General features: G+C 69.1%; 11 protein-coding genes. 7 read left to right on the forward strand and 4 right to left on the reverse strand.

The window, feature by feature from the left end:
• Nucleotides 1–1,439, reverse strand: a 1,439-nt coding sequence (locus OXS49_RS20905) for an alpha-amylase family glycosyl hydrolase (RefSeq protein WP_267426513.1), incomplete at its 3' end; no start/stop codon positions are given.
• A gap of 409 nt (nucleotides 1,440–1,848) precedes the next feature.
• Between OXS49_RS20905 and OXS49_RS20910 the strand changes: the two genes are divergently transcribed.
• A complete protein-coding gene (locus OXS49_RS20910) occupies nucleotides 1,849–4,386 on the forward strand; it encodes a glycogen/starch/alpha-glucan phosphorylase (RefSeq protein WP_267426514.1) in 2,538 nt (845 codons plus the stop codon).
• A gap of 158 nt (nucleotides 4,387–4,544) precedes the next feature.
• Here OXS49_RS20910 and OXS49_RS20915 read toward each other — a convergent pair whose 3' ends face one another.
• Nucleotides 4,545–5,228: a Crp/Fnr family transcriptional regulator gene (locus OXS49_RS20915; protein WP_267426515.1), complete on the reverse strand. Its 684-nt coding sequence runs from the start codon at nucleotides 5,226–5,228 to the stop codon at nucleotides 4,545–4,547.
• 309 nt (nucleotides 5,229–5,537) lie between these two features.
• Here OXS49_RS20915 and urtA point away from each other — a divergent pair, with 309 nt between their 5' ends.
• The 6 genes from urtA to OXS49_RS20945 all read left to right on the forward strand — a co-directional run bounded on the left by urtA (nucleotide 5,538) and on the right by OXS49_RS20945 (nucleotide 12,418).
• Nucleotides 5,538–6,833, forward strand: coding sequence for an urea ABC transporter substrate-binding protein (gene urtA, locus OXS49_RS20920; protein ID WP_267426516.1), 1,296 nt, complete (start codon nucleotides 5,538–5,540; stop codon nucleotides 6,831–6,833).
• 260 nt (nucleotides 6,834–7,093) lie between these two features.
• Nucleotides 7,094–8,668 carry an urea ABC transporter permease subunit UrtB gene (gene urtB / locus OXS49_RS20925; protein ID WP_267426518.1) on the forward strand — a complete coding sequence of 525 codons (1,575 nt, stop codon included), beginning with the start codon at nucleotides 7,094–7,096 and terminating at the stop codon, nucleotides 8,666–8,668.
• Nucleotides 8,669–8,954: 286 nt separating this feature from the next.
• Nucleotides 8,955–10,109 (forward strand): urea ABC transporter permease subunit UrtC, encoded by a 1,155-nt coding sequence (gene urtC, locus OXS49_RS20930; protein ID WP_244000937.1) that lies wholly within the window; start codon nucleotides 8,955–8,957, stop codon nucleotides 10,107–10,109.
• Nucleotides 10,106–10,903, forward strand: coding sequence for an urea ABC transporter ATP-binding protein UrtD (gene urtD, locus OXS49_RS20935; RefSeq protein WP_267426519.1), 798 nt, complete (start codon nucleotides 10,106–10,108; stop codon nucleotides 10,901–10,903). Before urtC ends, urtD begins: the two co-directional genes overlap by 4 nt.
• 160 nt (nucleotides 10,904–11,063) lie before the next feature.
• On the forward strand, nucleotides 11,064–11,759 hold the full coding sequence (gene urtE / locus OXS49_RS20940) for an urea ABC transporter ATP-binding subunit UrtE (protein ID WP_267426524.1): 696 nt from the start codon (nucleotides 11,064–11,066) through the stop codon (nucleotides 11,757–11,759).
• A 431-nt stretch (nucleotides 11,760–12,190) separates the two neighbouring features.
• The gene (locus tag OXS49_RS20945; RefSeq protein ID WP_244000931.1) at nucleotides 12,191–12,418 is read left to right on the forward strand and encodes a hypothetical protein; all 228 of its coding nucleotides are present in this window, start codon (nucleotides 12,191–12,193) and stop codon (nucleotides 12,416–12,418) included.
• 584 nt (nucleotides 12,419–13,002) lie between these two features.
• Here the strand turns inward: OXS49_RS20945 and OXS49_RS20950 are convergent.
• Together OXS49_RS20950 and OXS49_RS20955 are read right to left on the reverse strand one after the other, a co-directional pair.
• Nucleotides 13,003–13,422, reverse strand: a complete 420-nt coding sequence (locus OXS49_RS20950; RefSeq protein ID WP_267426526.1) for a hypothetical protein — start codon at nucleotides 13,420–13,422, stop codon at nucleotides 13,003–13,005.
• Nucleotides 13,423–13,691: 269 nt separating this feature from the next.
• A complete protein-coding gene (locus OXS49_RS20955; protein WP_267426541.1) occupies nucleotides 13,692–14,576 on the reverse strand; it encodes a LysR substrate-binding domain-containing protein in 885 nt (294 codons plus the stop codon).
• Nucleotides 14,577–14,962: the final 386 nt, after the last annotated feature.

A 14,962-nucleotide genomic window follows, 5' to 3' on the forward strand; every position in this document is an offset into this window, starting at 1 on the left:
TTCAGCACCACGCGCAGAACCTCATCGCCCGTGTACCGCTCGTAGGCGAACACCTCTGCGGCCCCCGGCTTCACGCCGCGATAGTCGCCCACCGCCAGCGCCGCGTGGTCGCGGCGTAGGGCGAGCAACCGCCGGTACAGGGTGAGCATGGAGGCGGGGTCGGAGCGCTGGCCCTCGACGTTGCGGGTCGGCCAGTCCGCCGAGAGCGGTAGCCAGGGCTCGGCCGTGGAGAAGCCCGCGTTCGGGCCGTCGTCCCACTGCATCGGCGTGCGCTCCGGGTCGCGGCCGTGCCCGGGCTCGTTGCGCTCCCAGGGATCCTGCGCGCGGCCCGGCGGGATCGGGACATGGCCGAGCCCGATCTCGTCGCCGTAATAGAGGGTCGGCGTGCCCCGCAGGGTCAGCAGCAGCATCGCGGCGATGCGGGCCTGGGCCTGCCCGACCCGGGCGGCGATGCGCGGCTGGTCGTGGTTGCCCAGCACCCAGTTCGGCCAGCCGCCCTCGGGCAGGGCTGCCTCGTAGCGCGCCACGAGCTCGGCCACGGCCTCGGCCTGCCACGGGGTCTGGATCAGCTGGAAGTTGAACGGCAGGTCGGCGCCCGAGAGGTCCGGGCCGTAATAGGCCACCAGCCGCTCCACCGGCAGGTAGATCTCGCCGATCAGCACCCGCTCGCCATACGGGCGCAGGACATCCCGCATCCCGGCGATCACGTCGAAGATTTCCGGCCGGTCGGCGGAGTAGACCTGCTGGAAGCGATTGATCTCCGGCGCGCCCGGCGCGTAATCGGGATTGGCCGGGTTGTCGCGGAACCCCGCATCCTTGATCAGGTGCCAGATCACGTCGACCCGGAAGCCGTCGACGCCGCGCTCCAGCCAGAACCGGAGCACGTCGTGCATCGCCTCCCGCACCGCGGGGTTGCGCCAGTTCAGGTCCGGCTGCTCCGTCAGGAAGGCGTGGTAGTAATACTGCCCGGTGGCCTCATCCAGCGTCCAGGCCGGGCCGCCGAAATTCGACACCCAGTTGTTGGGCGGGCCGCCATCGGGGCCGGGATCGCGCCAGATGTACCAGTCCCGCTTCGGGTTCGTGCGCGCCGACCGGCTCTCCGCGAACCAGGGATGCGCGATCGACGAGTGGTTGGGCACGAAGTCGAGGATCACCTTCAGCCTGCGCCGGCGGGCCTCGGCGATCAGGGCGTCGAACTCCGCGAGCGTGCCGAACAGCGGGTCGATCCCACAATAATCGGCCACGTCGTAGCCGAAATCCGCCATGGGCGAGGGGTAGATCGGCGAGATCCACACGGCGTCGACCCCGAGCCAGGCGAGGTAGTCGAGCCGCGCGGTGATACCCGGAAGGTCGCCGACTCCGTCGCCGTTCGTGTCCTGAAAGGAGCGGGGATAAATTTGATAGACGGTCCCGTGCTTCCACCAGACGGTGTCGGTCATGCCTCAGCCCCTCGCGTTGCCGACCGGGGCTTAGAGGCGTGCCCGATCGCTTTGCAATCGTGCACGCCTCAAAGCTCTTGTTACGACGCGCTCTCTTGCGCCGAACCGGTGTCCACTTCGTCGGAGAGCGCTCTAGCGGCGAACCGCTCCGCTGGCGACCGGCGATGCGGATACCCTGTCCGGCGCGTGTGACTGGAATGTCACGAGGGCGCGCTATATCGTGCGTGTCGGCCCTGCACGCCTTAGTGGAGCGGCGCCGCCATGACTTCGCCGGAAGCTGTCCGCACAGTCGGAGGCTTCGGGGCATGGGTCGCCTGACCGTTCACGCGGCGGCAATCCATTACATAAGACAATCGGCCCACGATTTCCCCGGCAACGATCCGGGACTCAGACTTTGGGGGACCCGCAGGTGTTGAACGACGTTCTGATCCGGCCCGCGCCGCTGGAAGGCGCGCACGAGGAGCATGCCGCCGCGGCTCCGGCGCCCGCGTCCTGGGCCGCCCCGACGCTCTCCGCCAGCGGCGACGCGGTGGTGGACCTGCGGGAATCGATCCGCGCCAAGCTGGCCTTCTCGCTGGGCCGGACCCCCGAGACGGCGCGCCCGCGCGACTGGTTCGCGGCGACCGCCCTCGCGCTGCGCGAGCGGATCGTGGCGGCCTGCATGGCGGCCGAGCGCGGCGTGCCGAACAAGCGCGTCTACTACCTGTCGCTGGAATTCCTGATCGGCCGGCTGATGTCGGACGCGATGAACAATCTCGGCCTGACCGAGACCACCCGGGCGGCGCTCAAGGAACTCGGGGTCGATCTCGGCGCCGTCGAGGACGCGGAGCCCGATGCGGCGCTCGGCAATGGCGGCCTCGGGCGACTGGCCGCCTGCTTCATGGAGAGCATGGCCAGCATCGGCATCCCGGCGATGGGCTACGGCATCCGCTACGACCACGGCCTGTTCCGGCAATCCTTCGAGGATGGCTGGCAGCGCGAGGCGCCGGAGACGTGGCTGGCGGAGGGCAACCCCTGGGAATTCGCCCGGCCGGAGGCCGCCTACGCGATCGGCTTCGGCGGCACCGTCACGATGTCGTCCTCGGAGGAGGGGGTGATCCGGCGGCACTGGCAGCCGGCCGAGATCGTGCGGGCTGTGGCCCACGACGTGCCGGTGGTCGGCTGGCGCGGGCGCCACGTCAATGCGCTGCGCCTGTGGAAGGCCGAGGCCGGCGAGCCGATCGACCTCGCCCGGTTCAACGGCGGCGACCATGTCGGCGCGGTCGCGGCGCGGATGCGCGCCGAGGCGATCTCCCGGGTGCTCTATCCGAGCGATTCCTCGGCCGAGGGCCAGGAGCTGCGCCTGCGCCAGGAATACTTCTTCACCGCCGCCTCGCTCCGGGACCTGCTCGCCCGGCACGTGGCCGAGCGCGGCGACGTCCGCTCCCTGCCGGACCACGCGGCGATCCAGCTCAACGACACGCACCCGGCCATCGCGGTGCCGGAGCTGATGCGCCTGCTGATCGACGAGCACGGCCTCTCCTGGGAGGATGCGTGGCACGTCACCACCAACACGCTGCACTACACCAACCACACCCTCCTGCCCGAGGCGCTGGAGACCTGGCCGGTGGAGCTGATGGAGCGGCTGCTGCCGCGCCACATGCAGATCATCTACCTGATCAACTGGATGCACCTTGAGGAGCAGTCCAAGCACGGCCGGCAGGGGCCGGCGGATGCCGAGGCCTATCTCGCCTCGATCTCGCTGATCGAGGAGTCGAACGGCCGCCGGGTGCGGATGGGGCACCTCGCCTTCCACGGCGCGCGCCGGGTCAACGGCGTCTCGGCGCTCCACACCGACCTGATGCGCACCACGGTCTTCTCCGACCTGCACGCGCTGGATTCCGACAAGATCGTCAACAAGACCAACGGCATCACCTTCCGCCGCTGGTTCCACAACGCCAATCCGGGCCTGACCCGGCTCGCGGTCGAGACCGTGGGGCCGGGCGTCCTCGACGATCCGGAGCTGCTGCGCGGCCTGGAAGCCCATGCCGAGGATCCGGCCTTCGTGGCGCGCTACGCCGCCGTGCGCCGGGAGCGCAAGGAGGCCCTGGCCAAGGTCGTGGCCGAGCGCACCGGCATCGATATCGATCCGGCCGCTCTGTTCGACGTGCAGGTCAAGCGCATCCACGAGTACAAGCGCCAGTTGCTCAACGTCGTCGAGACGGTGGCGCTCTATCAGGCGATCAAGGCCGAGCCGCACCGGGACTGGACGCCCCGCGTCAAGATCTTCGGCGGCAAGGCGGCGCCGAGCTACGTGCAGGCCAAGCTGATCATCAAGCTCGCCTGCGACATCGCCAAGGCGGTCAACGACGATCCCGACGTCGCTGGCCGGCTGAAGGTTGTGTTCCTGCCGAACTACTCCGTGAGCCTTGCCGAATCGATCATCCCGGCGGCCGACCTGTCGGAGCAGATCTCCACCGCCGGCCTGGAAGCCTCCGGCACCGGCAACATGAAGTTCGCCCTCAACGGCGCGCTCACGGTGGGGACGCTCGACGGCGCCAACATCGAGATCCGCGACCATGTCGGGGCGGAGAACATCTTCATCTTCGGCCTGGAGGCCGACGGGGTCCGCGCCCGGCAGGCCGAGCCGGATTACGCGGCCAAGGCGATCCAGGCCTCGCCGCGCCTGGCGGCGGCGCTCGACATGATCGCCTCCGGCCGGTTTTCGCCGGAGGAGCCGGCCCGGTTCCGCCCGCTCACCGACGATCTGCGCCGGCGCGACCAGTACCTGCTCACCGCCGATTTCGACGATTACTGGCGGGTGCAGCGGTCCATCGACGCCGCGTGGCGCGATCCCCGCGGCTGGTGGGCCAAGGCGATCCGCAACACCGCCCGGATGGCGTGGTTCTCCTCCGACCGGGCGATGCGGGAATACGCCGCCGAGATCTGGCGGGTTCGGCTGGGCTGACGGGAAGGGGACACGGGCGCGCTCGACGATCCGAAAGCCGGATTCACACGCGCGGTGCCGGTTCAAGCGCGGGATTCTCCCTCCCCTCTCCGCGGGGGGGAGGGAGACGCGCCGGGCCGCTTGCGCCCATCCTCCGACCGAAGAAACGCGCGGATCCGCTACACTCCGCCACTGCCATAAATCGCGCCCGCCAGACCCTCCAGCTTCACGCGGTCGATCACCGTGATGCGCCCGCGCCGCGCCCGGATCATGCCGGCCCCCTCCAGCGTGTGGGTCGCCATCGTGACCGTGGGACGGCGCACGCCGAGCATCTTCGAGAGCATCTCGTGCGTCAGGGGCAGCTCGTCCTGGTCCAGGCGGTCATGGGTCATGAGGATCCACCGGGCGAGGCGCGCTTCGACGGTGAGATCGGCATTGGCGTAGACGGTCTGCCCCACCTGCACGATCAGGCTCTGCACGTAGCGCCCCAGCACCCGGCGCAGGCTGGCGCTCGCATCGAGCGCCGCGCACAAGGCGTCGGCCCCGATGCGCAGCGCCTCGCCCCCGGCCTGCACGATCGCCATATGGGGCGTGGTCTCCGCGCTTAGCGCGAGCGGCACGCCGACGAAGCCCTCGCGGCCCGTGAGGCCGATCTCGATGCGCCCCTCGCGGGTGTCGGCCACGAGGGAGACGATCCCGTCCTCGACGAAGTAGGCCTGTGTGATCGGCTGCTGCGGTGCAATCAGCACGTCGTGCAGGGCGAGGGGCACCGGCTCCAGTGCGGAGGCGAGGCGGTCGAACTCCTCCGGCGTCAGGGCGGCGAGCAGACGGTTTCGAACGGCGGATTGCTGCGGCAGCGCCATGGCCCCCCTCGGAATCCGGGCGGGAGCACGGGCCATCTCCCAATCACCCGCGTCCCGAGATCCAGACGGATGATCCTGACTGTTTCACACCGCACACACCATCAGTATCGAGTAGGTTAGTTTTTCGAGCGCAATCCGTCTGGATTCTTACACTACCGACTGGCGTACACTGGATTCGGCGCGTTCGGAGCCGTGCAGGCGGGCAGTTGCACGTTCGGAAATCGGCCACGCCGTGGCCACTGCCTAAATATGTGGCACATGAATTGCGAGCTTCGGGCCGTCTCAACGAAGACGACGAAGGGCACCGCCGTGATAGCATTTGGAACGTGGGGCCGGGCCGCGGCGCTGGCCGCCGGGCTCGCCATCGGCGCCGCGGGCGCAGGGGCCGCACACGCGCAGGAGACCATCAAGGTCGGCATCCTGCACTCGCTCTCGGGCACGATGGCGATCTCCGAGACCACCCTCAAGGACGCGATGCTGATGCTCATCGCCGAGCAGAACGCCAAGGGCGGCGTGCTCGGCAAGAAGCTGGAGCCGGTGGTGGTCGATCCGGCCTCGAACTGGCCGCTCTTCGCCGAGAAGGCCCGCGAGCTGATCAGCAAGGACAAGGTCGCGGCCGTGTTCGGCTGCTGGACCAGCGTGTCGCGCAAGTCCGTGCTGCCGGTGTTCAAGGAACTCGACAACATCCTGTTCTACCCCGTCCAGTACGAGGGCGAGGAGAGCGAGCGCAACGTGTTCTACACCGGCGCCGCCCCGAACCAGCAGGCGATCCCGGCGGTCGACTACCTGATGTCGGAGGATGGCGGCGGCGCCAAGCGCTGGGTGCTGGAGGGGACCGACTACGTCTACCCGCGCACGACCAACAAGATCCTCGAAGCCTACCTCAAGTCCAAGGGCGTCAAGGACGAGGACATCCTGATCAACTACACGCCGTTCGGGTTCTCGGACTGGCAGACCGAGGTGTCGAGGATCAAGGCATTCGGCTCGGCCGGCAAGAAGACCGCCGTGGTCTCGACCATCAACGGCGACGCCAACGTGCCGTTCTACAAGGAACTCGGCAACCAGGGCATCAAGGCGACCGACATCCCGGTCGTCGCCTTCTCGGTGGGCGAGGAGGAACTCGCCGGCATCGACGCCAAGCCGCTTACCGGCCACCTCGCCGCCTGGAACTACTTCGAGTCGATCAAGACGCCGGAGAACGAGGACTTCATCAAGACGTGGCAGGCGTTCCGGAAGAACCCCAAGGCCGTCACCAACGACCCGATGGAGGCCAGCTATATCGGCTTCAACATGTGGGTGAAGGCGGTGGAGAAGGCCGGCACCATCGACCCCGACAAGGTGATCGACGCGCTGCCGGGCATCGAGCAGAAGAACCTCACCGGCGGCACCGCGAAGATGCTGCCGAACCACCACATCACCAAGCCGGTCTTCATCGGCGAGATCGAGGCGAACGGCCAGTTCGATGTGGTGTGGAAGACCGAGAAGCTGATTCCCGGCGAGGCGTGGTCGAAGCAGCTCGAGGGCTCCAAGGACCTCGAAGCCGACTGGGTCAAGCTCAAGTGCGGCAACTACAACACCAAGACCGAGAGCTGCGGCGGCGCGTAAGCCGCATCTCCCCTCTCCCCGCCTGCGGGGAGAGGGCTTCCTGCCCCCTTGTCGGGGCAGGAAGCGAGGCGGCAGCCGAAGGTGAGGGGGCGTTCGGGATGAGCCTCATCCGGTGCCGCCCCCCTCACCGCCGCTCCGGCTTCGCCTCCGCTCCCCGCATGGACGACGCGGTCCATGCGGGCCTCTCCCCGCGCGCGGGGATGAGGGGATACGCGCCTCACCCATGTGGCGCACCGCTCCCGGCTCGCAGAACGGCATCGATGCTTCGTCTCCTCACCCTCCTGTTCCTGCTGCTGGCCGCCCCGGCGCTGGCCCAGGTACCCGATCCCTACGGCCAGCTCGCCGGCGACGGCTATGCCGAGATCGAGGCCGGCGTCTCCGGGCTCGCGGCGAGCGGCGACCCGCGCGCCGACGCGATCCTCTCGGCCCTGTCGGACGGACGGCTTCTCGTACGCCCCGCCGACAAGGCTCTGCTGATCCGGCAGGGCAACGCCGTCGTGGACGCCAAGACCGGCGCCCCGGCGGCCGACAGCCCCGACCTCAAGCCGGTGCGCGCCAACAACCGGGTCCGCCGGGCGATCGAGGCCGCCCGCGGGCAGCTCGACCTCGCGAGCCCCGATTCGGCCAAGCGCCGCGCCGCCGCCGACGCGGTGTTCAAGGCCCGGGACGCGGCGGCGCTGCCGGCCCTCGACGCGGCCCTGGCGCGCGAGACGCAGGCCGGAATCCGCCAAGCGCTGACCGAGGCCCGCGCCGCCGTGCTGCTGGCCAAGCCCGGCACCGGGGAGGCGGACCGGATTGCCGCAATTCCCGCCATCCAGGCCCGGGGCGATGGCGACGCGATGGGCATCCTGCGCGGTCTTGCGGCGGATCCGAGCGAGGCGGTGCGGGGAGCCGCCGCCCGCGGCATCGCGGCGATCGAGACGCGGCTCGCCATCCTCGGGGCCCTCCAGAACGTCTGGTACGGCATCTCGCTCGGCTCGGTCCTGCTGCTCGCCGCCATCGGGCTGGCCATCACCTTCGGGGTGATGGGCGTGATCAACATGGCGCACGGCGAGATGGTGATGCTCGGCGCCTACACGACGTACGGCGTGCAGGAGCTGATCCGCACCAAGGCGCCGTCCCTGTTCGGCTGGTCGCTCGCCATCAGCATCCCCTGCGCGTTCCTGGTCGCCGGGCTGATGGGCGTGCTGATCGAGCGGTTCATCATCCGCTTCCTGTACGGGCGCCCGCTGGAGACGCTGCTCGCCACCTTCGGGGTCAGCCTCATCCTGCAGCAGGGCGTGCGCTCGCTGTTCGGCCCGACCAACCGCGAGGTCGGCGCCCCGGCCTTCATGAGCGGCGCCTTCGATTTCTACGGCCTGTCGATCACCTGGGGCCGGATGTGGATCATCGTGTTCGCGCTGGCCGTGTTCCTGGGCCTCCTGTTCGTGCTGCGGAAGACCGCGTTCGGCCTGAAGACCCGGGCGGTCACCCAGAACCGCCGCATGGCCGCCGCGATGGGCATCCGCACCCCCTACGTCGATGCGCTGACCTTCGGGCTCGGCTCCGGTATCGCGGGGATCGCCGGGGTGGCGCTGTCGCAGATCGACAACGTCTCGCCCAATCTCGGCCAGGGCTACATCATCGACTCGTTCCTGGTGGTGGTGTTCGGCGGTGTCGGCAACCTCTGGGGGACGCTGGTGGCGGCGCTGACGCTCGGCGTCGTGAACAAGCTCGCCGAGCCGTATGTCGGCGCGGTGCTGGCCAAGATCGGCCTCCTGATCTTCATCATCCTGTTCATCCAGAAGCGCCCGCGCGGCCTGTTCGCGCTCAAGGGCCGGGCGGTGGAATCGTGAGCAGACCGATGGGCGCTCCCTCCCCCCTCTGCGGGGGAGGGTCCCCTGCGAAGCAGGGGGGGAGAGGGGAACGCGGCATCCGCAGGAGGCGCGGCCTTTATGGAGGTCGGAGCCCTATTCTGCACCGTTGCTCCCCTCTCCCGACCCTCGCGCACGCGAGGGCCACCCTCCCCCGCAGAGGGGGGAGGGCGGGTGCGCGCCAGATCCGGACCGCCCTTTCCGTCAGCCTGAACGAAGCCAGTGGCCTGCGCGGGGATCAGATCGGGCGCGAACGAGGAATCGCCCCATGACCGCCCGCACCCCCCTCATCGATCTGAAGGGCTGGATCTTCCTCGCCGTCCTGGCCGCCTTCTGCCTCGCGGTGCCGGTGCTGAACCTCGCGGTGCCGGAGGGCTCCGGGCTGCACGTGCCGACCTACCTCGTGGCGCTGTTCGGCAAGTACCTCGCCTATGCGCTGCTCGCGGTCAGCCTCGACCTCGTCTGGGGCTATTGCGGCATCCTCTCACTCGGCCACGGGGCGTTCTTCGCGCTCGGCGGCTACGCGATGGGCATGTACCTGATGCGCCAGATCGGCCCCCGGGGCGTCTACGGCAACCCGGTCCTGCCCGACTTCATGGTGTTCCTGAACTACAAGGCACTGCCCTGGTACTGGTACGGCTTCGACCACTTCGCCTTCGCGGCCCTGATGGTGCTGCTGGTGCCGGGGCTGCTGGCCTTCGTGTTCGGCTGGCTCGCCTTCCGGTCGCGGGTGACCGGCGTCTACCTGTCGATCATCACCCAGGCGATGACCTACGCGCTGATGCTCGCCTTCTTCCGCAACGACATGGGCCTCGGCGGCAACAACGGCCTCACCGACTTCAAGGATCTCTTGGGCCTCTCGGTTCAGGCCCAGAATTTTCGCGTGGGCATCTTCGTCGCCACCGGCATCGCGCTGGCTTTGGGCTACCTGATCGCCCGGGTGATGACAGTCTCGGCGTATGGAAAAATCCTGATCGCCGTGCGCGACGCCGAGAGCCGCACCCGCTTCCTTGGCTACCGGCCGGAGCACTTCAAGACGCTGGCCTTCACGGTCTCGGCCATGATGGCGGGCGTCGCCGGCGCCCTCTACGTGCCGCAGGTCGGCATCATCAACCCGGGGGAGTTCGCCCCGACCAACTCCATCGAGACGGTGATCTGGGTGGCGGTGGGCGGGCGCGGCACGCTGGTCGGCGCGGCGCTCGGCGCCGTGCTGGTCAACTACGCCAAGACGGTGCTCACCGGCGTGATGCCCGATGCGTGGCTGTTCGGCCTGGGCGGCCTGTTCGTGGTTGTGACGCTGTTCCTGCCCCGCGGCCTCGTCGGCACCGCCATCGAGCGGCTCGGCTCCCGACGCGCCGCCGCCAGGCTGCCGCCGGAGCCCGCCATCGCCCCGAAACGCGTGGAACAAGGGCAGGGCTCGTGAGCACCGACCTCCTCGAACGCCCGGATGCAAGCGGCCCCGCCAACCGGAAGCGCGAGACGGACGCGCTCCTCTACCTGGACGATTTGCGCGTGACCTTCGACGGCTACAAGGCCCTGCGCGGCCTGTCGCTGACGCTGGCCCGCGGCGAGTTGCGGGCGATCATCGGCCCGAACGGCGCCGGCAAGACCACCATGATGGACTGCATCACCGGCAAGACCCGGCCGGACAGCGGGATCGCGCTGTTCGACGGCACCCACGACCTGCTCAAGAGCGACGAGCCGGCGATCGCCGACCTCGGCATCGGCCGCAAGTTCCAGAAGCCGACGGTGTTCGAGAGCCACACGGTCGCCGACAACATCCTGCTGGCGCTCAAAGGGCCGCGGGCCGCCTTCGCGTCCCTGTTCGGCCGGCGCAACCGGGTGGAGGCGCAGCGGATCGATGCCCTGCTGGAGACGGTCGGCCTGCTGGCCCACCGCGGCCGCCCGGCGGCCGATCTGAGCCACGGTCAGAAGCAATGGCTGGAGATCGGCATGCTGCTCGCGCAGGACCCCAAGCTCCTGCTCGTCGACGAGCCGGTGGCCGGCATGACCGACGCCGAGACCGCCGAGACCGCCCGCCTGCTGAGGCGGATCGCGGGCGAGCACGCCGTGGTGGTGGTGGAGCACGACATGCACTTCGTCCGCGACCTCGGCTGCCGGGTCACCTGCCTGCACGAGGGCGCGGTGCTGGCCGAGGGCTCGATCGACGCCGTCTCGGCCGACCCGCGGGTGGTCGAGGTGTATCTCGGGCGATGACCAAGGTCATGGTTTCAAAAGGTCGAGACCTTTTGCGGGTGCAGGGCAGCGCCCTGCTGTCGGGCTTCGCCCGAGTGTCGGGCTTCGCCCTGACGACCCACCAAAGGGCACGCCCTTTGGAACTCCTTTGTTCGCGCGCGCAGTCCGATGGTGAACTCCCATGCTGAGCGTCGAGGGGATCGACCTCTATTACGGCGCCGCGCAGGCGCTCCGCGGCGTCTCCCTGACGGCCGAGGCCGGGCAGGTCACGACGGTGCTGGGCCGCAACGGCGTCGGCAAGACCTCGCTGCTGCGGGCGATCGTCGGCCAGCAGCCCGTGCGCGCCGGCGCGATCCGCCTCGATGGCCGCCCGATCCAGGCGCTCGCCCCCTACGACCGGGCCCGGGCCGGCATCGCCTTCGTGCCCCAGGGCCGCGAGATCTTCCCGCTGCTCACCGTCAAAGAGAACCTCGAGACCGGCTTCGCGCCCCTGAAGCGCCGCGACCGCCACATCCCGGGGGAGATCTACGACCTGTTCCCAGTGCTCAAGGACATGCTGCACCGGCGCGGCGGCGACCTCTCGGGCGGCCAGCAGCAGCAGCTCGCCATCGGCCGGGCGCTGGTGACGCGGCCCAAACTCCTCGTGCTCGACGAGCCGACCGAGGGCATCCAGCCCTCGATCATCAAGGATATCGGCCGGGCGATCACCTACCTGCGCGGCAAGGGCGAGATGGGAATCGTGCTGGTCGAGCAGTATTTCGAATGGGCGCGCGACCTCTGCGATACCTACGCGGTGATGGATCGCGGGCAGGTGGTGCTGGCCGGGCCCCGGGCCGGGATGGTCGAGGCCGACGTCCTCAAGTGGATGTCGGTGTAGGGCAGGCGCCCTCGCCCCCGCGGTCTACGATATTCACACTTCGCTGGCCGCCGGGCTCTCTCCTCCCCGCAAGGGGGAGGGGAAGAGCGCCATCCTCTCAGGAGGTTGGTGGCACTCTGAAATGTGTGAATCCACGCGCCCTCGCGGGGAGGGCGCGATGCGCCACTCCGCCCCCGCCGAACCCGACGCGAATATCATTATTTATGCGACTATTTAGAATTCGCCGGACGCGCGCGCGGTACAAATTTCGCGAAAACTGTGAACGCGTCCCCGGGCGGCCAAGGTTAAACCACAATTCGAGACTGCCATGGCGACCTGCCGCAGGAGCGCCCCATGACGATCCTCGATCCCACCACCGGTAAGCTGGTCACCATTTCCCTGCCGCGGCCGCGTCCGCAGCCCAATCCCCGCTGACGGGGAGACGCCGCCTCGTGGAGACTGCCATCGTGTCAGGCGCGATGCGCCGGACGGCGCGCGCCAAGCGTCTTCGGATCCGGACGAGTCCGCCCGGCCTGTGGCTGGTCGGGGGCGGGCCCGCATCGGACGACGCGCCCCTGGCCGCCGCCGATCTGATCGCCATGGCCCGGGCAGCCCGCGGGACGAGCACGGATGGCACGGCCGGAGAGCCTGGGGAGTCGGCCCGAGGAGGCCCGCGCTAGGGTCCTCGTCAACGAAGTGGACGCCCGTTCGGCGCTAAACCGCGCGCTACGACAAAGACTTAGAGCCAGGCTCGATGGCAACGCGCCACGGTATACGACAGTGACGCCACCGTTGCTGAATAGGGCACGGGTCCCCTCTCCCGTGCGGGAGAGGTCTGCTTTCGCAGAAAGCCGGGTGAGGGATGAGACCTATCCGGAAGGGGCATGCCGCGTCAGGGCTTCGAGGTGCGCTCGATCCTGAACCGTCTCGACCCTCACCCCAACCCTCTCCCGCATGGGAGAGGGGCAGGTCGCGCTTGCCGACCCAGGCGGCAGACAAGTGTCGTGTACCGTGGGCAACGCGCAGGGCACACGACAGAAACGCGTGACTGGGTCACGAGCGCTCCCACCCAATCCCCCTCGTCCTGAGGTGCGAGCGCAGCGAGCCTCGAAGGAGGAGGGCATTGGGTGGGACGGCCCCGGCGGCTTCCCGTTCTGTGTGCAGCCTGATCGGACCCGATTCGAGCGGGATCGCGCCATCCCGAGAGACGGATCGGGCGCCTCACACAGGCTCCTGAAACGCGGCCTGGATCACGCCGGGCGTCTCAGCAGCCGGAGCAGATCGGCTTGGCGGCGCCGCGACCTTCCTTCTCCAGGCGTCGCATCATCGCCTCGCGGTTGTAGGAGCGCGTCTCGAACTGAACGGTGGACTTGCCGCCGGTCGCCCCCGTTTCGCCGACGCCCAAGCGCGCGACGGCGTCCCGGTTCACCACGAAGGACGGCCGTGCCATCTCCGTCGGGCTCAGGGTCTGCCAAGCCAGCCGCGCGCGGGTCGAAGCGGCCAGAACATCCAGGGGGTTGACCTGCGCGCCCCGGCTCTCGCCAGAGCCCCCGTGCGCCAGGGCCGTGCCCGGGATGCGGATGACCGGCAGGGCCGCCACCGGGACAGCCGGGTTCGGGACCGCCTTCAGACCGGCCGGGTGCTCCACCGTCAGGGGCGGCAGGGAGCTGTACGCGGTCGGCACGTTGGGCATTCGAGAACAGGCGCTTGCCGAGAGCAGAACGAGCCCTACAACCGCGATCCGCGACACCATATTGGCACCTGAAAGCAATACTCGGCCGTTCTGGCTAAGCTTGCTCCCGTTAATATAGCAGTGCGTCCGCAGTGTCCAATGGCCGAGCCTTCGCGCTTGCGGCGGCACGGCCCCCCATCGAGCCGACGATCGGCCCCGTTTGGGGGCGACGATCGGCCATCGCGGGACCCCAGAGGAAGCGCGCTTCTGGACCCGCCCTCTCAGCCGCGCAACTGCGCCACGAAGGCCCGGATGAAGGGCGGGAGCCCGTCGAGGTCGCGCAGGCACAGGGTCAGGTCGCGCCGCGCCCATGAGTCGGCCAGCGGCACCACCGCGAGGGCGAGGCCCTGGGCGGCCCGGACGGCCGCACTCTCGGGCAGGACGGCCAGCCCGACCCGGGCGTCCACCAGCCGGCAGACGGCATCGAACCCGCGCAGCTGCGCCCGCAGGCGCATCGGGCGCCCCTCCCGCGCGGCCTGGGCGACGAGGAACCGGCTGATGGCGCTGCGCCGGTCCAGGCCCACGAGATCGTGACCCAGCACCTCTGCGAAGGGGATCGCCCCGCGCCCCGCCAGGGGATGGTCCCGGGCGGCGACCAGCACGAACCGGTCTTCCCGGAACGGGAAGGTCCGAAGCGAGCCGGTATCCACCGTGCCGGACAGGATACCGAGATCGGCCGCCCCCTCGGCCACGAGCCCGACGATCTCCTCGGAGGTACGCTCCTCGATCTCGACGCCGATCCCGGGATGGTCGGCCAGGAAGGCCGAGAGCGCCTCCGGCAGGAATTCGGTGAGTGCGTTGGTGTTGGCCAGCACCCGGATCTGGCCGAAGGCGCCCCCCGAATAGGCCGACATCTCCTCGCGCAGCCGCTCGACCGCGGACAGGACCTCCCGGGCATGGACCAGGAGCGCACGCCCCGCCGGGGTCGGATTGACGCCCTGGCGCCCCCGGGTCAGCAGCGCGGCCCCGAGCGACTCCTCCATCAGCCGGATCCGCGTGGAGGCCGCCGCCAGGGCGAGGTTCGCCCGCGCCGCCCCATGGGTGATCGAGCCGGCCTCGACCACATGCCGGAACAGGCCGAGATCGGTGAGATCGAACCGCATCATCGCCCCGGCCTCTTCCGACAGCGCCCGCGCCGGCCGGTCGAACACGCCGCCCGCGGGCGACCGACGGTAGCCTCAGCCCGTCCCCGTGTCAGCGCGCCGGATGCAGGACCCGCCTGCGGGGATAACCACCCCTGCAGCCATCCAATCCTGTTCACGGTCGTGCTGACGTAAGAGCTGGATATGTACTATCGTCGCGAGCTTTGGTTTGTTATACCCGCATTTAGACGCGCCAATACGCAGATAATCTTACAAAATTTCCAGTATATTACTCGGATACCGAGTTATTTTTACTCAGGATCGGAGAATAATTATTTACCTCCTTTTAACGTGAGGCAATCCAAATCTGTAAGACAGTCCCCGGATCGTCCGCATCAATGACAAATCTC

Source organism: Methylobacterium sp. GC_Met_2 (genome assembly GCF_026540795.1).
GTDB lineage: Bacteria > Pseudomonadota > Alphaproteobacteria > Rhizobiales > Beijerinckiaceae > Methylobacterium.